Origin of the sequence: Paenibacillus sp. cl141a, from assembly GCF_900109305.1 — a bacterium.
Lineage (GTDB): Bacteria > Bacillota > Bacilli > Paenibacillales > Paenibacillaceae > Paenibacillus_AQ > Paenibacillus_AQ lautus_A.
Map to the genome: position 1 here is coordinate 281,792 of NZ_FNZO01000002.1, position 19,758 is coordinate 301,549.

Genomic DNA, 19,758 nt, shown 5'->3' on the forward strand with positions numbered 1-19,758 from the left:
ACAAGCTAAAATAGGTGTAATTGTGTGTTAAAAAAGGGGGATGCAGCATGTTGAAAATTGGTTCCCACGTGTCGTTTTCGGACAAGGGATTGCTGACTGCGACGGCTGAAGCCACGTCTTACGGCTCAAGCTCGTTCATGATATATACCGGCGCTCCGCAAAATACGCGCCGCAAGCCGATCGACTCCATGTTTATCGAAGAAGGCAAAGCCGCCATGCAGGAAAGCGGGATTGAAGAGATCGTGGTCCACGCGCCGTACATTATCAACCTCGGATCGTACAAACCCAATACGTTTGAGCTGGCGGTGAGCTTTCTGCAGGAGGAGATTCGTCGTACGCATGCGGTCGGCGTGAAGAACATTGTTCTCCATCCCGGCGCATATACCGACAAGGATGCGGAATACGGCATCGACCGAATTGCTGAAGGTCTTAATGAAGTGCTCGGCGGTACGGATGAGACTGAAGTGAAGATTGCGCTTGAGACGATGGCCGGCAAAGGTACCGAAATGGGACGCAGCTTTGAAGAAATTGCTTCCATTATTGATAAGGTGAAGTACAACGACCGTTTAGCCATTTGCCTGGACACTTGCCATATTCATGATGCGGGATATGATATCGTGAATGATCTGGACGGCGTGCTGAAGCAGTTCGACAAGCTGATCGGACTCGACCGTTTAACGGTCGTCCACGTGAACGACAGCAAGAACCCGCGCGGAGCGGGCAAAGACCGTCATACGCCGATTGGAACCGGATGGATCGGGTATGAAGCCATTCAGAGAGTGGTTCATCACGAGAAGCTCCAGGGCAGACCGTTCATTCTCGAAACGCCGTGGATCGGTAAAGATCCAAAAACCCAGCGTCCGATGTACGAGATCGAGATTGCGCTTCTGCGCGGAGATGTGGAAGGCCGTTTCGGTCCAGCTTTCACGCAGCAAGTGGAAGAGCTGGGTGCTTTCTTTGCCAAGGAAGGCATCGAGTCCCGTTCATTTGTACTGGATACCTGGACGCTGCTGAAGAATGATGCCAAAGCCAAAAAGGCCGATCCTCGCGAACCGATGGAGCGCCTGTACGATATGGTCATGGCAGCCGGCCTGCTGTCCGACCTGTCGGAGGAGCAGATCAATCAGCGCCTGATCGCTTGGTTGTCTGGTGTTTCCCTGACATCCTAAGTTTCATTAGAAATGGCATATTAGTAAGAAACGGAGGCATTCTCAAGAAAACGTCCGCATGCTGCGGATTGTTTTTCTTGAGAGGTGCCGTTCATGTTCATTGCAGATTTAAAAGGAGGATCACCGAGTCTCATGGAAATTCACATCAAGAAGGACCTGCCGTCTGCGGCAGGTCAGTACCCTAATCGTGCCCGCATGCTGATCTCCTGTCCGGATGGACCGGGAATCGTGGCAGCAGTATCCCAGTTCCTGTACCAGCATGGCGCCAATATCGTTCAGTCTGACCAATATACGATGGACCCGGCCGGCGGCATGTTTTTTATGCGGGTTGAGTTCGATCTGGAGGACTTGAACACGAAGCTTCCCCAGCTGGAGGAATCCTTCCGGGAAGTAGCCGATCAATTCCGCATGGAATGGAATATCTACCATGCCGCCCGCAAGAAACGCCTGGCGATTTTTGTTTCGAAAGAGGATCACTGCCTTGTAGAACTGTTATGGCAATGGCAGGCTGGCGACCTGGATGCGGATATCGCATTGGTGGTCAGCAACCATCTGGATATGAAGGAATACGTGGAATCCTTCGGTATCCCGTATCACCACATTCCGGTTACGGCGGATACGAAGCCTCAAGCGGAGCAGCGTCAGCTGGACGTGATCGGCGATGATATCGACGTGATCATCCTTGCGCGTTACATGCAGATTATTTCGCCAACCTTTATCGACCATTACCGGAATCGGATTATCAACATCCACCATTCCTTCCTCCCGGCCTTCGTCGGCGGCAAGCCATATGCGCAAGCATATAACCGCGGCGTCAAGATTATCGGGGCAACCGCCCACTACGTAACCGAAGAGCTCGATGGCGGACCGATTATCGAGCAGGACGTGCAGCGCGTAAGCCATCGGGACGACGTCAATGAGCTTAAGCGCATCGGACGCACCATCGAACGCGTGGTGCTGGCAAGAGCCGTCAAATGGCATGTCGAGGATCGGATTCTGGTCCATAACAATAAAACGGTTGTATTTAGCTAGTCCCTGTTATTCCGACGATTCATCATAGAGAGTACAATGGAGCAGCCTGACACTTTAACGCTGCAATGGATTACCCCTTGATCCCGCTCCTCTTCTTGGAGCGGGATTTTATTTTGTATTTGACTTAAGTAATAACGCTAATTTGTTGCCAAAAGCTGAAAAAATGGTTCCTTGGAGCTTTTTATGGAAGTAAACGTCAAACTTTTTATAAATTCGACTCGTCAATATAGTTGAGCTTGTGAAGAGAGTCTTTACATACATCTTCTAAAACCTATGGATCGTTTGTCTTTGAACAGCAATTTATATGCGGAGAGGGGAATCATCAGTTGTCGTTTTATACAAAGAAAACGTGGATGCTGCTGCCGATGGTGGCGCTGCTGATTGTGGCAACGTTATCTCTGTCGATTCCGGCAGGAAACGTCTACGCCGACGGAGCGAAGATTGGCATTCAATCCGAGGTGGGCTACCAAGGCAAAATCAAACATGAGAAATGGAATCCGCTCAAACTCACCTTAACGAGCGACCGGGATATATCCGGCGATGTGGTTGTACAGATTCAGAACTACAACGGCTTCGGATATCAGACTTCTTATGTTCAGCAGGTGGATCTGCCGAAGGATACGCCGAAGGAAGTCGTGATCGGCATTCCGGGAGCCGTACTGAATAAAGACAATAACCAAATCCTTTTCTATGAAGGTTCTTATACGAAGGGGAAGCAGGTTCCGTTTGCCACAGGCAAAAATTACGTGCAGGCTTCTCCGTATCAAGGCGCGCTCATGGCCGTCTTGTCCGATGATCCGGACACGATGAATTTCATGAACGTCCTGAACGGCAAGGGCAGCAGCGTGAACGTGTTCCCGCTTAAGGACGCGAGCGTTCCTACGGATGCGATGCTGCTGAACGGGCTGGACGTCATCGTAATGAACAATTATGCATCCGATACGTTGTCTGAGCCTCAACAAAAGGCGATTACGGATTGGGTCAATGGCGGCGGCACCCTGGTTCTGGCCGGGGGCGCAGGGTATGCCAAAACGGCGGCGCCGTTTGCCGACATATCGCCGGTCACTGCGAATGGCACCGCGACCGTGAACTCGCTGGATGAACTGGAGAAGCTTGGCGGGAAACCGCTGAAACTGGATGGGCCATTTACCATTTCTACGGCGAAAGCGGTGGAAGGTGTCCAAATCGGGATTGCCGCGGACGGACAACCTTTGTTTGCCTCGAAGGCTTATGGCCAGGGTAGCGTTCAATATGCCGCTTACGATCTGGCGATGGAGCCGGTAAGCTCTTGGGCAGGCCATCCGGACGCGTGGGCATCGGTACTGCGCAATAACCTGCCGATGATGAATTCGCAGAATGGCATGTATTACAATTCGCTCATGGACAATTTGAATTATGTTCTGGAGTATTTCCCGTCGCTGAAGATGCCTTCCTTCACGCTGCTGCTGTGGATGCTCATTATTTATGCGGTCGTCGTCGCGCCGCTGCTCTACTATATATTGAAGAAGGCGGACAAGCGGGAATGGGCGTGGTTCCTGATTCCGATCATTGCCGTCATCGCGAGCGCTTCCGTCTATGCGGTCGGCTCGTCGGACAAGACGCGCGAGCTCGCGCATACCATCAATCTGATTGAACTAAATGGCCAGGGAGATGCGGTGAAATCGACCGCTTCTGCATTTTTCACGCCTCGAAGCGGGGACTATGCCTTGGAGTTTGGGGAGAATACGTATTTGAAAACGGGGCAGTCCCGGAACACGTTTGGAGGAACCGCCGAGAACAAGAGTTTTGTCCGGGTAGGGCAGGAGTCCACGACGCTGGAGCTTCGGGACATGTCCCAATGGTCATTGGCCAAGGTATGGGTGGACCATCAGGGTACGGAGGAGATGGGGCGTCTGGGCATGGATTTAAAGCTGGATGCCAAAGGGAGGTTAAACGGTAAGATCACCAATGACACCATTAACGATTTGACCGAGGTGGTGCTGGTTGTCGGAGGCAGTGCCTATAAGCTGGGAGATATCAAGAAGGGCGAGGCGGCAGCCATTCCTCAGGATCCGAAACAAATCATCAAATTTACGGGCGGTGACTTGTCCGGGATGCTGTACCCATACTCGCAGAATGATCCGAAACAGCGGGAGCGCGATATTTTGTCCAACTACGGATACTCGAAGGGAATGGTCAACAAGGATGCTTACATTCTGGGATGGAGCAAAGACCATTTGACGAATTATACGCTGAAAGGGGCCGAGGTGGACAGCGATCAGCTCAATTTCTGGATACAGCCGGTGGAAATGGATTGGGGACTGAACGGGGAAATCAACATTCCTTACGGCTTCCTGTCTCCGGAGATATCGCAGGTGAATTCGCCGATGTTCGGGGTGTATCCGCACGGGGTTGAAATGGGACAAGGCAATCTGATCGCCGAATTCCCGCTCATATCCGAAGGCCAAGTGAAGTATTCGGAGTTGTCCATCAAAGGCACCAAATTCAACAACAACGTCACGATGGAGATCTGGAACTCGAAGAAGAGCGAATGGGAGCCTGTTACAGACGCGAACAATGTGCATACCATTAACCAGAATCCGGAGCAGTATATCGTGGGGAATCGCATCCGATTCATGATCACTGCCAAGGATCAGACCAACTTTATGATGCCGGAGCTGTCTGTGAAGGGGGAGGCCACTCAATGATCGAGATTAGAAATCTGAGCAAAAGATACGGAGCGTTCCATGCGCTGAAAGATATCAGTCTTCATATCGAAAAAGGGACGGTATTCGGATTTGTCGGTCCTAACGGAGCAGGCAAATCCACGACGATGTCCATATTGGCTACCCTGATGCTTCCTACCTCGGGCGTTGCCAAAGTCGGCGGCTATGACGTGACCCAGCATCCCAAAGAGGTCCGCAAGCGGATCGGTTATATGCCCGATTTCTTCGGCGTGTACGATCAGCTGAAGTCTACAGAATATCTGCATTTCTACGGGGCAAGTTACGGCATCCCGCGCGCCGAGCGGGAGCAGCTCATTCCGCAGCTGCTGGAGCTCGTCAATCTGAGCGACAAGGCGGATACGTACGTCGACAGTCTCTCGCGGGGGATGAAGCAGCGTTTATGCTTGGCCCGGTGCCTGGTGCATGATCCGGAGGTATTGATCCTGGATGAGCCGGCCTCGGGGCTGGATCCGCGGGCGCGGATCGAAATGCGCGAAATATTGAAGGAACTGAAGCTCATGGGCAAGACCATCATCATTTCATCGCATATTTTGCCTGAGCTGGCCGAGATGGTGGATGAGATCGGGGTAATCGAGCATGGCGAGATGGTTGCCCAAGGCAAGGTAGCCGATATTCAGAGCCGCCTTCGCGTGAAAAAAGTCATTCATATCCGCACGCTGGAGCGTGAAGAGGAGCTGGCCGAGAAACTGCGTGACGAACCGTTCGTCACGTCGGTATTAACGGATAACACCGGCGTCCATGTTCATTACGGCGGGGATGATGCGCAGCAAAGCGCCCTGCTTCGGCAGGTGGTTTCCTGGGAAATTCCGATTGTCTCGTTTCAGGAAGCGCAGAGCAATCTGGAGGATGTATTCCTCGAAATTACCAAAGGAGGGCCCCGCGAATGAATTGGAGCAGAAAGCTGATCAATCCGGTCATCGACAAGGAATTCCGGCTGCGGATGCGTTCTACGCGTTCCATGCTGTCGGTGTTGTTTTATGTATTGGCGCTAGGCGCCATAGCCATGGGCTTCATTTATCTCTTCTTATATTTGGGACAGCAGGGGTCTCAGCGATTCGATCCGCAGATGAGCCAGATGATGTTCTATGTCCTGAGTTTCGCCCAGCTTGTCCTTATCGCGTTCATGGCCCCTGCGCTTACGGCGGGCGTCATCAGCAGCGAGCGGGAGAAGCAAACGCTGAGCATGCTGCTGACGACGCAGCAGAGCTCGGCTACGATCGTGCTGAGCAAGCTGGTATCGGCACTCAGCTTCATGACGCTGATCGTGCTGGCTACGCTGCCGATCTACAGCATTGTGTTCCTGTATGGCGGGATTTCGCCGAAGCAGCTCGTTTCCGTGTTTGCTTTTTATTTATTCGTGATGCTGCTGCTCGGTTCGCTCGGCGTAATGTTCTCCACGTTATTCAAAAGAACCATCGTCGCGATAATCGTCACCTACGGGGCCGGACTGATCATCTTCCTTGTTACGGGCCTGCTGTACTTGTTCTTCATGGGAATCGAACAGCGGAATATGTATCAAAGCGGGCAGCCGATCGTGCCGGGCAGCTATTCTTGGGTCGGTTATGTGCTGGGCCTGAATCCGGCCGGGGCGATGATGAGTTTGTTCAACCCGTCTTTCTCGGAGGACGCGTTCTTGCTGCGGGGAGGAAGCCTGAACAGCAAGGCTCCAATCGAATTGTGGCTGGAATTTTTCATCGTGTATTCGGTGGTGATCGTTCTTGCCCTGTGGGTTGCCGTACGGAATATCCGTCCTGTCGCAAGGCGCAAACGCAAGGATAAGAACGAAACCCAGCTGCCGCAGGAGCCGGAAACGGCGGGGAACGAAGCGTAACATCATGCAAGGAGTACGGTGAGGAGGGATAGCAATGGACAACATCATGCGTTTTATCGAAGCCGCAAGACGGCGGCTGCAGCGGTTCCGCGTCATCACGTATGCATTGTACGGGCTTATGGCAGGATTGGCCGCGCTGCTGCTGCTGCTGGTGCTTGGGAGATTCGTGCCTATAGCCTGGCTTCCCGTCGCATCCGTGGCCGTTCCTTTGGGGGCAGGCTTCATAGGCTTGTTATGGGGATGGCTGCATCGGGTGCCGATCGAAGAAGCGGCTTTAGCGATGGACCATGTTCCGGATGGAGCGGAGCGAAGCGATATGATGGTGACGGCGCTGTCGTTCAAGGAGGAAGAATCGCTGGCCGCCAAATGGCAGCGCGAGCAGGCGGAGCGTTACGGTGCGCGTTTTGCGGAACGGCTGCCGGAGCGCCTGCCTTCCCCTAGCCGAAAAAAACAGCTTCTGATCTGCGTTGCTTCGCTTGCTGCCGTACTCATCCTGGTGTTCGTCCCGAACCCGATGGATAAGAAGGTGGAAGCTGCCAAAGAGGCGCAGAGCTGGATGAAGGAGCAGGCAGCCAAAACCGAACAGCTGGCGGAGGAGCTCCAGAAGGAAACGCTGGATCCTGCCGATCGAAAAAAGCTCCAGGAAAAGCTGGATGAACTGAAAAAAGCGCTGGAGCAGGAGAAGCATCCTGAGCAAGCGCTGGAGAAGCTGGAAGAAGCCATGAAAGAGCTGGAGAAACTGGCGAAACAGCAGGAGGAAAAAGCGAAGGCGCTGTCAGAGCTGGCTAAGCAAATGCAGCAGGAGAAGGCGCTGTCCCAGGTGGGGAAAAAGCTTGCCGAGGGCATGGCCGATGAGCTGAAGCAGGAAATGAAGAAACTCACCGAGCAGGTGAAGAAGATGTCCCAGGAAGAGAAGAACGAGCTGTCCGATGCTTTGAAAAAGCTGGCTGAGGAAGCTGCCAAGCAGATGGAAGACGGCAAGCTGGAGCAGGAGCTCAAAAAAGCGGCCGATGCGCTGAAGGAGGGCAAGCTGCCGAAGGAGCTGGAAGAAGCGCTCCAGCAGCTCGCCGAGGAGCTGGCGAAAGCAGCGCAAGCCAAAGCCGCGTCCGACAGCCAGTCGCAGTCCGCTTTCTCGCTGGCGTCCTCCCTTGCTTCGCAAGGATTGAGCTTGGCCGATCAGATGGCGGCTGCAGGGATGTCGGTATCCGATGCGTGGAGTAACGGCGGCAGTGCCGAGGCGTTGGCTCAGGCCGGCTCGGGTGCAGGCTCAGGAGAACAAGGAGAGGGTTCGGAGGGAGCCCCAGGTGAAGGCGGCTCCGGTGCAGGCCAAGGTCAAGGCTCCGGCACAGGCAGCGGCTCCGGATCGGGAAGCGGCTCGGGCTCAGGAGCAGGTTCCGGATCGGGCGGCAGCGGCGGATCGGGAAGCGGCACAGGCAGCGGAGCCGGTCTTGGCTCAGGCGGCCGCGAGCTCGTGACCATCCCTAGGGATTACAAGGGCAGCGGCAATGTGCAGAACGATTCCGGCGAGATCAAGGGCAGCGGCGGAGATATACAGAAGGGCGGCGTATCGCCGACGGTCCCGGGCATGTCCAGGCCTTATGAGGAAGTGTACCGCGATTACGAGACCGAGGCGCGCAAATCGTTAGACCGCAATCAGCTGCCGGACCAGATGCAGGGGTTAGTTGAGGAATATTTCATACAGATCAATCCGAACCCGTAGGGATCGAAGAGCCGAGCACCAAAGCTAGAATGAGAACTTGAACTTTACCAAGAAGATGGAGGTTTCGTCCATGTCGGATATTGCAGTGAGACCACAGGAATGGATGGAGAAAATATCAGGCCTGCGGGAACATATCGGCAAGGTGATTGTCGGACAGCAGGATGTTGTGGAGCAGATGCTTTGGTGTATCTTTGCGGGGGGCCATGCCCTCCTGGAAGGGATTCCAGGTCTCGGCAAAACGATGCTCGTCCGCACCGTGTCGGAGGCGTTGGACCTGTCCTTTTCCCGCATCCAGTTTACGCCGGATTTGATGCCGAGCGATATAACGGGCACCAATATTCTGTCGTTCGGGCAGCATGGGGACACCGGGATGACCTTTCAAAAGGGTCCGCTGTTCAGCAGCATCGTGCTGGCCGATGAGATTAACCGCGCCACGCCCAAAACCCAGAGCGCCTTGCTCGAGGCGATGCAGGAGAAGACCGTCACCGTGGGAGGCGTAACCCATCAGCTGCCAAAACCTTTCTTCGTTCTGGCCACGCAAAATCCCTTGGAGAACGAGGGGACGTATCCATTGCCGGAGGCCCAGCTTGACCGCTTTCTGCTGAAGATCGAAGTATCGTATCCCAGCGCGGACGAATTGAAGGAAATCGTGAAGCGGACGACGTCCTCACACGAATTCCAGGTGGAACGGCAAATGACCGGGGACGAGCTGCTGGAAATCCAGCGCGGGGCAAAGGAAGTGTTGGTTGCCGAAGAGATTCTGGATTATGCGGTTCGTCTGCTGATGATGACGCATCCGGAGGAGGCGGCTGCACCGGAGGCTGTCCGTAAATACGTCCAATTCGGTTCCGGACCGCGCGGCATTCAGTCCATTATCTCGGTAAGCAAAGTCCGGGCCTTGTGCAGCGGGCGGATGCATGTATCCACGGGCGATATTCGGGCCGTGGCTTTATCAGCGCTGCGCCATCGCTTGTTCCTGAATTTTGAGGGGCAGGCGCTCGGCATTACCACGGACCATGTCATTCGGGAGGTTCTGCAAGCGCTGGAGGCATCCGCGTGAGCGGGGGCGCGCACCTGCTTCCTCCGGAATGGCTCCCCCGTCTGGAGCGCTTGAGCCTGGATGCCAAACGACGGGTCGCCGGAACGCTGCAGGGAAAGAGGCGATCCCGCCGGCTCGGCTCGTCCCTCGAATTCGCCGATTACCGCGTGTATTCGCCCGGGGATGATGTCCGCAGGTTTGACTGGGGCGTCTATTCCCGTACGGGAAAAGCCTTCGTTCGTCAATTCATGGACGAACAGGAGCTGACCGTGAGCCTGTTCGTGGATTGCTCCGCATCGATGGGGGCCGTCATGTCATCCCCTACGGAACCAAGCACCGCCGATCCGGCGGGAACGAAGGGCAGCCCTAAATGGCTGCTAGCGCGTCAACTCGCCGCAAGCATCGGCTACATGGCGTTGTCGTCTTACGACAGGCTGCAGGTTGCCTGTTACAGCCGTTCGATTAACGCCCGTCTTCCGATCATGAGAGGAAAGGGCTCGGCCCATCGCCTGTTTTCGTTCCTGCAAGGGGCAGAAACGGGAGGCGAGGGCAGTTTGGGCGCAGCGCTTGCGGTTCCTGGCGCACTGCCCCGGCAGCCGGGAATGACCTGGGTGTTCTCCGATTTTTGGCTGGAGGGCGGCGAGGAGGAATTGTTCAGGTCGCTTTCCCTTTTGTCCGGTACCGGACAGGAAGTGGTGCTGGTGCATGTATTGTCGCGGGAGGAGCTGGAGCCTAAATTATCCGGCGATCTGCGGCTGGTGGACAGCGAAACGATGAGCGGCAAGGAAGTGGCGCTGACGGGCAAAGTGCTGGATGCTTACAAGGAGGAGCTGGAGCGATACCGGACGATGCTGTCCCGCGTATGCGCGGAACGGGGCATGTCTTACGTGCTCATTCCGGCGGATATGCCGCTTACGGACGCGATGTTCGGGGTGCTTGCGGGAGCTGGTCTGGTTACTGGATAGAGCGGGACTCCTGTAGAGGCGCTGTCCATGCATTTGCCGGATTCCTTGTGCTTTCGGAGGTTTGGCGACAGGATAACACAGATGATGCACAAGCGATTGCTTAGCAGGCTTCACCAGGACCTGTCTGCGATCGCAAGAAACGAACAAGCTGAAAACTGGTTCGAAAAATAGGAAGAAATGGATAAGCCTTCATCCGATGCTCGGGGAAATACAGGCATGTCTCGTTAGTCAGGGTCCATGGGAGTAAGGAGGGGACACGTTGGGGATTCAATCTTGGCTGAGTCTATGGTTCGGTTTAACGCTGCCGGCCATCGTGCTCATGTATATGTTCAAGCGGAAATATGTGGATACAACCGTTCCCAGCCACTTGCTGTGGGAGCGGGTGCTCCGGAACCTGGAGGCCAACAGGCCGTGGCAGAAGCTGCAGAATCGGCTTCTGCTGTGGCTCCAGCTGCTTGCTGCGGCATTGATGGTCTTCGCACTGATGCAGCCCTTTATGCAGGTGTCCGGCGGAGGCAGCGCCCATGTGGTCATCGTTGCCGATACCTCGGGCAGCATGAGCGCGCAGATGCAGCCGTCCGCTGAAGGCGGAGCCGCAACCAGGCTGGAATGGATGCAGCAACGAATTAAGGAATATGTGAAGGACCGAGGGAGACGGAGCGAGATCACCCTGCTGTCCGTAGGAGCAAGTCCCATGACGCTTGTATCCCATGAAAGCGACCGTACCGCCATCGATAAGGCCGTGGATGATTTACGTCCCTATTACGGACAGGCGTCCTACAGGGAAACCTTATCGCTCGCTTCGGCGCTGACGCGGGAAGAGCATGATGCAGAGGTCGTTATTTTTACGGACAGCTACTGGAAGCCGGACACGGCCCCCATAGCGTTTCAGGTTCCGGTTTCCGTTGAGAAGGTGCAGGGCGATCTTCCGCATAACGTGTCGATTGATCAATTCGGCATTTCACCAAAAGGCAATGCGGATTCATCTTATGCGGCGGTGGCTGTCCTCAGCACGAATGCCGAGGTATCCGTATCGGCCGAAGTGAATCTTTACGGAGATGAACAGCTGCTGACCAGCAGGATGCTTGAATTGGAGCCGGGTAAGAGATTAACCGAATCCTTTTCCGATCTGCCGTTTGCTGAAGTGTACCGACTTGAGTTATCCCAGGATGACGGGTATGCGGCAGACAATCATTCCTTTGCGTTCGGTTTGGGTCACGGATCTTCGCGCGTCCTGCTGCTGACTTCAGGCAATCTGTTCTTGGAGAAGGCGCTTCAGCTGAGCGGTGCCGAAGTCACCCGGGTAGCTTTGGACGAGTCCAAAGCTAAAACCGCCGAGGATAACGGCAGTGCGGATAAGGAGGCGGGTAAGGGCAGCGCAGCTGCGGATGTGCCGCCCGTGCCTGAAGGCGAATTTGATCTGCTTGTCATTGACGGGAACGTGCCGGAAGGGTTCCGGCAAGGGAAGTGGGCGGATCTGACCGCCAAGACTCCGTTATGGACGATTGGCGGAGAAGGTGCCAAAGTCGGCAACCAAGGAGGACGCGCCGTGCTAGCCAAGCATCCGGTGACTGCCTATGTCACCTTGTCCGGGGTCTATTTTGGTACGCTGGTGGATCAGGCCCCTGCATGGGGGGAACCCGTCATCAAGCTGGGGGATCAACCGATCGTCTATGCGGGAAGCGAAAACGGGCGGTCGCGATTATCCTTCAATTTCCTGCTTCAGGATAGCGACCTTCCGTTATCCCCTGAATTTCCGGTTATGGTCAGCAATGCGCTGGAGTGGATGACCTCAGGCAAGGGAAGCGGGCTTGGCCGATATATGGCCGGCGCGCAAGCGGATATTCCGATTGCAGCGGATACGGTAGCAGCCAAATGGATCCCTAAGAGCGGTCTTGCTATGGCTGACGGCCTCCCTGCCGCGGAAGCCTTCCGGAATGAGCAAGGGATATCGCCGGTACAGCTTGTGCCGGAATATCCGGGGCTGTACGCTTTTGAACAGCAGAATGAAGCGGGCGAGAAGCTTAATTATTGGCTTGCTGTAACTGCAGACCCGTACGAGGCGGATTGGAGCAACGATCAGGGCCCGGCGGTAAGTCAAGCGGCAACGAACGCGGGTGAGTCTGAAGCGGGAGATGGTTCCGGCACTTCCGGGAGTAACGAAACGACGAACCGTGCCGGCTCGTTAATGCCATGGCTGGCCGCTTTGGCACTGGCTGTGATCGCAGCGGAATGGGGGGTGTACCAGCGTGGGCGTTCAATTTAGCCAACCATGGTTGTTGCTGCTGCTGATTCCGGCAGGTTTATTTCTCTACTATGCCTACAAATCGGATTTCCGATTAAGCGGTTTTCGCAAAAAACTGGCCTTATTCTTTAGAACCTGCGTCATTTTATTATTAATCCTTATGATTTCGGGTTTGCACGGCTTTACCGTTCTCAGGGATAAACAGGTCGTGTATCTGGCTGACCGTTCCGACAGCATGGGGGATTCGGCCCGGATCACGAGCTGGATCAACGATTCCCTTGCGGCAAAAGGCGAGAAGGATGGCACCGCCGTTGTTTCTACGGGTCTTGAAGGCGCCGTGGAACGGCGTCTATCCCCTGCGGAGAATGCGGGCGCTTCCTTGAACGCGCTCCTGGAGCAGCGGTTTACCGGGCTGGAATCCGGTCTTCAGCTGGCCGGCAGCCTGTTCGAGGGCAGGAGCGATTCCCGAATCGTGTTGATCTCCGACGGGGAGGAGAATGTGGGCAGCATGGCGGCGGCAGGAAGGCTGCTGAAGGATCGGGGGATAGCCGTTGACGTGCTTCCGACTCCGAAGCAGGCCGTCCAGGATGCTGCCGTGGAGGAGCTGAAGGTTCCGGAAAAGCTGTATCAGGCGGAGTCGTTCTATGTGGAGGTCATGGTTCGCAGCACATTCAAGACCTCAGGCGAGCTGCGCATTTACGAGGATAACCGCGAGATCGGCCGGGAACGCGTGGATGTAACTCCAGGCGAGAACCGGTACGCCGTGAAGGGCCTGGCCAAGAACCCGGGACTCCACCGTTACCGTGCCGAAATCTTCATGGACGGGGATGAAGCCTCGGCCAATAATGCGGCATTCGATTTTACCCGGGTGGAGGGTCCGCCGAACGTGCTGATCGTGGAGGGAACCCCGGGCACGTCGGGCAATATCACGGCAGCGCTCGAGTCCGGCATGATCGGCACCGAAGTGATTCGGCCGGAGCTGCTCCCGCTGGAAGCGGCCAAGTATGCCGTGTACGACAGCATCATCTTTAATAACGTTTCCGGCAGTGACGTCGGCGGCAAACAGATGGAGCTGATCGAGCAGGCTGTCCGTAGCTTTGGCATCGGGTTTATGATGGCGGGCGGCGAGGACAGCTTCGGGATGGGCGGATATTTTAAAACCCCGATCGAAAAGGCGCTGCCGGTCTCGATGGAGCTGGAAGGCAAGCGTGAGATTCCATCGCTTGGCCTCATACTGGTCATCGACCGTTCGGGCAGCATGGAAGGAAACAAGATCGAATTGGCCAAAGAATCGGCCATGCGCACGGTGGAGCTGATGAGAGCAAAAGACACGGTCGGCGTCGTCGCCTTTGACGATCAGCCGTGGTGGGTCGTACCGCCGCAGAAGCTCGGTGATAAGGAAGAGGTGCTTAGCAGCATCCAGTCGATTCCGAGCGCCGGAGGGACCAATATCTATCCTGCCGTTTCCTCGGCGCTGGAGGAAATGCTGAAGATTGACGCCCAGCGCAAGCATATCATTCTCATGACCGACGGTCAGTCCGCGATGAATTCCGGATATCAGGATCTGACCGATACGATGGTGGAGAACAAAATCACGATGTCTTCCGTGGCGGTCGGGATGGATGCGGACACCAACCTGCTTCAATCCTTGGCGGATGCGGCCAAGGGCCGCTATTATTTCGTTGAGGATGAAACCACGCTGCCGGCGGTATTCAGCCGGGAGGCCGTGATGCTGGCCAAATCCTATATCGTGGATAAACCCTTTGTCCCGGCCGTTCAGAACCCGGGCGATTGGGCGAGTTTGTTCCAGCAGGGCGTTCCGGGGCTGTATGGTTATGTCGCGGCAACGCCGAAGTCTTCCGCCCAGACGGTTCTGTCCAGTCCGGAGCCGGACCCGATCCTGTCGCGATGGCAGTACGGATCCGGCCGGACGGTGGCATGGACGAGCGATTTAAGCGGGAAGTGGTCCAAGGAGTGGGTGTCGTGGTCCGGGTTCGCCGATACGTTGACCGAAATCGTGAAGTGGACGTTCCCGCAGTTTACGTCGTCGCCCTATGAAGTCACTACCGAGACGGCCGGCAACCAGGTGAAGCTGCAGGTCATCGCCAATGGCGAGAATTCGCCGGAGAAACTGAATGCGGTGATCGGGGATGACGAGGCCGGCGAGCAGACGGTGGAGCTCATTCAGGAGGCGCCCGGCCGTTATACCGGACTCGTCAACGTCTCCAAGCCGGGAGCCTTCCTCATGTCCCTTGAGGATGCGAGCGGGGAAGAGCCGCTGCAAGCTGCGCCGGGCACCGGCTTCGTTGTGCCGTATTCGCCGGAATACCGGCTATCTTCCGGCAGCGGCGAGGAAGCGATGAAACGGCTGGCCGAAGCGACCGGGGGCCGCGTGTTATCCTGGGATGACCCGGCCGAAGTGTTCGACCGGGAGGCGACCTCGCGGATGCAGCTCCATGATTGGAGCTACCCGCTGCTGGCGGCGGCCCTGCTGCTGTGGGTCGCCGACATCGCCGTGCGGCGCCTGGCTCTGCCATGGGGCGCCATCGGCGCTAGGCTGGCCGCCCTGCTCCGCAGGCGGCCGGCCCCTGCCGGCGAGGCGGCGCCTGACGCCGGCCTCGAGCGGCTGGCGGCGCGCAAAGCCCGCGCCGCCCAGTTCTACGGCGGCAGCTCCGCGAAGCCGCCGCCGCAGGCCCCGCCCGCGCGCGAGCGCAGCGGCGCGGGCCACGTTGCCGGGGGCGGGAGCTCCGCCCCGGCACCTAGCGCAGCTCCGGCAGGCCGCAAGGCCCCGCCGGAGGCGCGCGATTCGCAGCGGGCGAATGCCCCGCTGCGGGAGGAGCGGCCGGCGCAGGCGAAGCCGGCCGCAAGCCAGGGCGCGCGCAAGGGAAGCGCGCCCACGCCGCCACCCCCGCCGCCGAAGGCGCAGGGGGACGGCAACGGCCGGCCCGGGGAGACCGAGCCGGCTCCGGAAGGAGGCTCCTCCATGGATCGCCTCCTCAAAGCCAAAAAACGCGGCACGCGCTGATGTGCCGCCGCAAGCTTCGGTCCGGCTGTCGATGTGCAGCTTAGGCCGAAGCTTTTTCTTTGCTCCAATGCAGTAACTTTTTCCATGCTGCCGATGTCCCGAAAATCGTTTGACGGATGTCGAATCCGGTTATAACCGGACTATTAAGGGAAATAATGCAAGAGGGATGTCGGCAGTCCTGACGACTTTTACACAACATTGACAATTACGTTATGGAAATGAAAGACGTGTGGTGATACAATAAGAGTCAAAATGATATTCTCAACATTCCTAACTGCTCTGATACCAAGCGAATCGGGGCTGGAGGGACGTAAGAAGCCTTCATTTTCGAAGCTTACTATGGAAAAGATTTGAGGAGGACGAATCATGACAACTGAACATAACCAAACGATCGACAACCTGTCCATCGCAACGATCCGGACATTGGCGATCGACGCGATCGAAAAAGCCAACTCCGGTCATCCGGGCATGCCGATGGGATCCGCGCCTATGGGCTACCAGCTGTTCGCGAAGACGATGAATCATAACCCGGACCAGCCGGCGTGGATTAACCGCGACCGTTTCGTCTTGTCTGCAGGACATGGCTCCATGCTGCTCTACAGTCTGCTCCACCTGAGCGGCTATGACTTGTCCATTGAGGACCTGAAACAGTTCCGTCAATGGGGAAGCAAAACACCGGGGCACCCGGAATTCGGCCACACGGCCGGCGTTGATGCAACGACAGGTCCGCTCGGACAAGGCGTGGCCATGGCTGTAGGTATGGCAATGGCCGAGGCTCACTTGGGTGCGACTTACAATAAAGACGGCTTCAACGTGGTCGATCACTATACGTACGCGATTTGTGGCGACGGCGACATGATGGAGGGCGTGGCTTCCGAGGCGGCTTCGCTGGCAGGTCACCTGAAGCTGGGCAAATTGATCATGTTGTACGATTCCAATGATATCTCCCTTGACGGCGAGCTGAACCTGGCCTTCTCCGAGAACGTGGCGAAGCGTTTTGAAGCATACGGCTGGCAAGTGCTGCGCGTAGAAGACGGCAACGATCTGCCTGCGATCGAGAAAGCGATCGAGGAAGCGAAAGGCGATTCGAACCGCCCGACGCTGATCGAAGTGAAGACGGTCATCGGTTACGGCAGCCCGAACAAACAAGGTAAAGGCGGCCATGGCGGTACGCACGGTTCTCCGCTCGGAGCCGACGAAGCGAAGCTGACCAAGGAATTCTATAAATGGGTATATGAAGAGGACTTCTACGTGCCGGAGGAAGTGCGCGAGCATTTCGGCAAAGTGAAAGAACGCGGCATTGCTGCGTATCAAGCGTGGGTGGATCAGTTCGCGAAATACAAAGAGGCTTATCCGGAGCTGGCTGCGCAATTCGAGCGCGGCGAATCCGGCGAATTGGCTGAAGGATGGGACAAAGACCTTCCGAAATACAGCGCGGACGACAAAGCGGTTTCCACTCGGGTGGCTTCCGGTAAAGCGCTGAACGGTTTGACGGCAGGCGTACCGCAGCTGCTTGGCGGATCGGCTGACCTGGAAAGCTCCACCATGACTCACCTGAACGACCTGGCATCTTTCACCGCGGAGAGCTATGAAGGCCGCAACGTGTATTATGGCGTTCGCGAATTTGCGATGGCTGGCGCGATGAACGGCATCGCTCTCCATGGCGGATTGAAAATTTTCGGCGGTACGTTCTTCGTATTTACCGATTATCTGCGTCCGGCCATTCGTCTGGCTGCGATCATGAAGCTGCCGGTTACGTATGTGCTGACACACGACAGCATCGCTGTCGGCGAAGACGGCCCTACGCATGAGCCGATCGAGCAATTGGCTTCCCTGCGCATTATTCCAGGCGTGACCGTTATCCGTCCGGCAGATGCGAATGAGACTTCCGCTGCATGGGCTTATGCGGTGGAGAACACGGACCGTCCGGTAGCCTTGGTGCTGACTCGTCAAAATCTGCCGATCCTCGCAGGCACGGCGGACCATGCGCGTGAAGGCATCAAACGCGGAGCTTATGTTGTTTCCGACGCGAAGGATGGAAACGTGCAGGCTCAAATCATTGCAACGGGTTCCGAGGTTCAGCTTGCCGTTAAAGCACAAGCGGCATTGGCCGAAGAAGGCATTGCTGTACGCGTCATCAGCATGCCGAGCTGGGATCTGTTCGACAGCCAGGATCAGGCTTACAAAGATTCCGTGCTGCTTCCTGACGTTAAAGCCCGTCTTGCCATTGAAATGGCTCATCCGTTCGGATGGGAGCGTTACGTTGGCGACAAAGGCGACATTCTCGGCATCAACACGTTTGGCGCTTCCGCTCCTGGCGACCGCGTCATTGCCGAGTACGGATTTACCGTTGAGAACGTGGTTAGCCGCGTAAAAGGTTTGCTGTAACAAGACCCTGATTTAACTCCATATTGATTTTCCGGCACCCGTATCATGCGGGTGCCGTCCATATATCAAGCCATACCTATTTTGGAGGAGGAGAGTTGTCGATGTCTCAATTCAAGAATGCGACCGTCACGAAAGCAGCCAACGTGTACTATGAGGGGAAGGTAACCAGCCGCACGGTGCTGCTGGAGAATGGGGAAAAGGTCACGCTCGGCATCATGCTGCCGGGAAGCTATGAATTCGGCACGGACGGCCCTGAAATTATGGAAATCCTGTCCGGCGATTTGCGTGTTCTGCTGCCCGGGGAGCAAGAGTGGTTGGAGATTCAAGAGCCCGCGACCTTTAACGTGCCGGGCAATTCAAGCTTCAAGCTGGAAATCCGCACCGTGACGGATTATTGCTGCTCTTATCCAACGATGTAGGAGGACAAGCGGCGCCTAAAGCAGTGAATATGCCAAAAAGGCTCGAGCCGATGGCTCTGAGCCTTTACTGTCAATGCCGGATGTCAACGCAGGCCGTTAAGGGCGGTTGATATAATGGACTTATTCCTCCGGGATCGTCACGATCTCGCCTTTATATCCGGGAGCCCGGTTGTCAAGCTCTACGTATCCTTCGCCCCATTCTTGGCCGCGATCGAGCAGGCGGTAGCTGGTGACGCCGGAAGGGTATCGGAATACGAATTTGGCAAGGGTCCAATTGCCCGTATCCGGCTGCTTGCCGATCTCCGCTTTTAACGCAGGCAGGAAGAACAGCTTTTGGTTTGCTGGTGCCTTGGCGGAATAATCCAGCTTGCCCTGCCATTTCAAATATTTGACGCTGCCGCGGATTTCGAAATAGCTGGCGATATCGTTATCTACCAGGAAATAGCGTTGGGATTGGCCTTTGGGAAAATAATAGTCCACGCCCTGCATTTCCATGGGCAGCATGTCCAGCTCAGGTTTCTTCAATTCGGATGAATAAGGAAGCTTGGCTGCAGCGTTCCTGGCGGTGGCCAGATCGGAGCTCTTTAAGTCGGCGATGATATCGGGATCTGCCTTATTGATATACGCTGTTTTTAGAGAGCCGTTCCAATAGACGCTGGCATCGAAGGCTTGGGCAACGGCCCTTAGGGGAATCAAGGTCTTGCCTTTATGCAGCAGCGGGGCTGCAGGGAGCGCCTTCTTAACGCCGTTCACTTCCATGCTGGTGCTTCCGGCCGCGAGAATCACCGTTCGGTTATCGCCTTGAATGGTCACCTGTTTCTTCTGGTTGTCGTATTTCATGACGTAGTTACCCAGAGGCTTGAGATCGGTAAGGGTAACAAAGGTGGTGCCCTGCCTGATCAGCACGTCGCCACTTGCGGTTACGTTGTTAATGGTAGCGGATGGTTTAACTGCTGCAGAAGCTGGCGAAACGGCTATTGCAGGGGACAGAACAGCGGTTAGTACGACAGCGGCTGCCATTGCTTTTAATCGTTTGGTCCATTTCATGTTGTAAATTCCTCCTTTGCATAGTAGACGGAAGTGAAACGCAAAAAGTTTCTTGCCGAGAGGAAAATGATGGAATGGTCAAAAAAATAGCTCCTTCTTCCTAGTCCGGATGAACCGAAAACTAAAAAGAAGGAGCCGTTATAGATGCATGG

Annotated in this window: 13 protein-coding genes; 12 read left to right on the plus strand and 1 reads right to left on the minus strand. The window is 55.9% G+C overall.

Annotation, left to right across the window (positions count from 1 at the left end; all coding sequences use genetic code 11):
• The first annotated feature begins 47 nt into the window (after positions 1-47).
• The 12 genes from BMX45_RS06465 to BMX45_RS06520 all read left to right on the plus strand — a co-directional run bounded on the left by BMX45_RS06465 (position 48) and on the right by BMX45_RS06520 (position 18,559).
• Positions 48-1,169: a deoxyribonuclease IV gene (locus BMX45_RS06465; protein ID WP_090909005.1), complete on the plus strand. Its 1,122-nt coding sequence runs from the start codon at positions 48-50 to the stop codon at positions 1,167-1,169.
• Positions 1,170-1,301: 132 nt separating this feature from the next.
• Positions 1,302-2,201, plus strand: coding sequence for a formyltetrahydrofolate deformylase (gene purU, locus BMX45_RS06470; RefSeq protein ID WP_090909006.1), 900 nt, complete (start codon positions 1,302-1,304; stop codon positions 2,199-2,201).
• A 326-nt stretch (positions 2,202-2,527) separates the two neighbouring features.
• The gene (locus tag BMX45_RS06475; RefSeq protein WP_090909007.1) at positions 2,528-4,888 is read left to right on the plus strand and encodes a DUF7408 domain-containing protein; all 2,361 of its coding nucleotides are present in this window, start codon (positions 2,528-2,530) and stop codon (positions 4,886-4,888) included.
• Positions 4,885-5,814 (plus strand): ABC transporter ATP-binding protein, encoded by a 930-nt coding sequence (locus BMX45_RS06480; RefSeq protein ID WP_015737216.1) that lies wholly within the window; start codon positions 4,885-4,887, stop codon positions 5,812-5,814. The genes BMX45_RS06475 and BMX45_RS06480 overlap by 4 nt, the downstream gene beginning before the upstream one ends.
• Positions 5,811-6,758: an ABC transporter permease gene (locus tag BMX45_RS06485; RefSeq protein ID WP_090909008.1), complete on the plus strand. Its 948-nt coding sequence runs from the start codon at positions 5,811-5,813 to the stop codon at positions 6,756-6,758. The genes BMX45_RS06480 and BMX45_RS06485 overlap by 4 nt, the downstream gene beginning before the upstream one ends.
• 34 nt (positions 6,759-6,792) lie before the next feature.
• A complete protein-coding gene (locus BMX45_RS06490; protein WP_090909009.1) occupies positions 6,793-8,478 on the plus strand; it encodes a phage tail tape measure protein in 1,686 nt (561 codons plus the stop codon).
• 70 nt (positions 8,479-8,548) lie between these two features.
• On the plus strand, positions 8,549-9,538 hold the full coding sequence (locus tag BMX45_RS06495) for an AAA family ATPase (RefSeq protein ID WP_090909010.1): 990 nt from the start codon (positions 8,549-8,551) through the stop codon (positions 9,536-9,538).
• Positions 9,535-10,482 (plus strand): DUF58 domain-containing protein, encoded by a 948-nt coding sequence (locus tag BMX45_RS06500; protein WP_090909011.1) that lies wholly within the window; start codon positions 9,535-9,537, stop codon positions 10,480-10,482. Before BMX45_RS06495 ends, BMX45_RS06500 begins: the two co-directional genes overlap by 4 nt.
• A 259-nt stretch (positions 10,483-10,741) precedes the next feature.
• Positions 10,742-12,748: a vWA domain-containing protein gene (locus BMX45_RS06505; protein WP_090909012.1), complete on the plus strand. Its 2,007-nt coding sequence runs from the start codon at positions 10,742-10,744 to the stop codon at positions 12,746-12,748.
• Positions 12,732-15,752 carry a VWA domain-containing protein gene (locus tag BMX45_RS06510; RefSeq protein WP_090909013.1) on the plus strand — a complete coding sequence of 1,007 codons (3,021 nt, stop codon included), beginning with the start codon at positions 12,732-12,734 and terminating at the stop codon, positions 15,750-15,752. The genes BMX45_RS06505 and BMX45_RS06510 overlap by 17 nt, the downstream gene beginning before the upstream one ends.
• A gap of 366 nt (positions 15,753-16,118) precedes the next feature.
• Positions 16,119-18,140 carry a transketolase gene (tkt, locus tag BMX45_RS06515; RefSeq protein ID WP_090909014.1) on the plus strand — a complete coding sequence of 674 codons (2,022 nt, stop codon included), beginning with the start codon at positions 16,119-16,121 and terminating at the stop codon, positions 18,138-18,140.
• 101 nt (positions 18,141-18,241) lie between these two features.
• Positions 18,242-18,559 carry a pyrimidine/purine nucleoside phosphorylase gene (locus tag BMX45_RS06520; RefSeq protein WP_015737208.1) on the plus strand — a complete coding sequence of 106 codons (318 nt, stop codon included), beginning with the start codon at positions 18,242-18,244 and terminating at the stop codon, positions 18,557-18,559.
• 120 nt (positions 18,560-18,679) lie between these two features.
• Here BMX45_RS06520 and BMX45_RS06525 read toward each other — a convergent pair whose 3' ends face one another.
• The gene (locus tag BMX45_RS06525; RefSeq protein WP_090909015.1) at positions 18,680-19,606 is read right to left on the minus strand and encodes a copper amine oxidase N-terminal domain-containing protein; all 927 of its coding nucleotides are present in this window, start codon (positions 19,604-19,606) and stop codon (positions 18,680-18,682) included.
• Between the last annotated feature and the right edge of the window lie 152 nt (positions 19,607-19,758).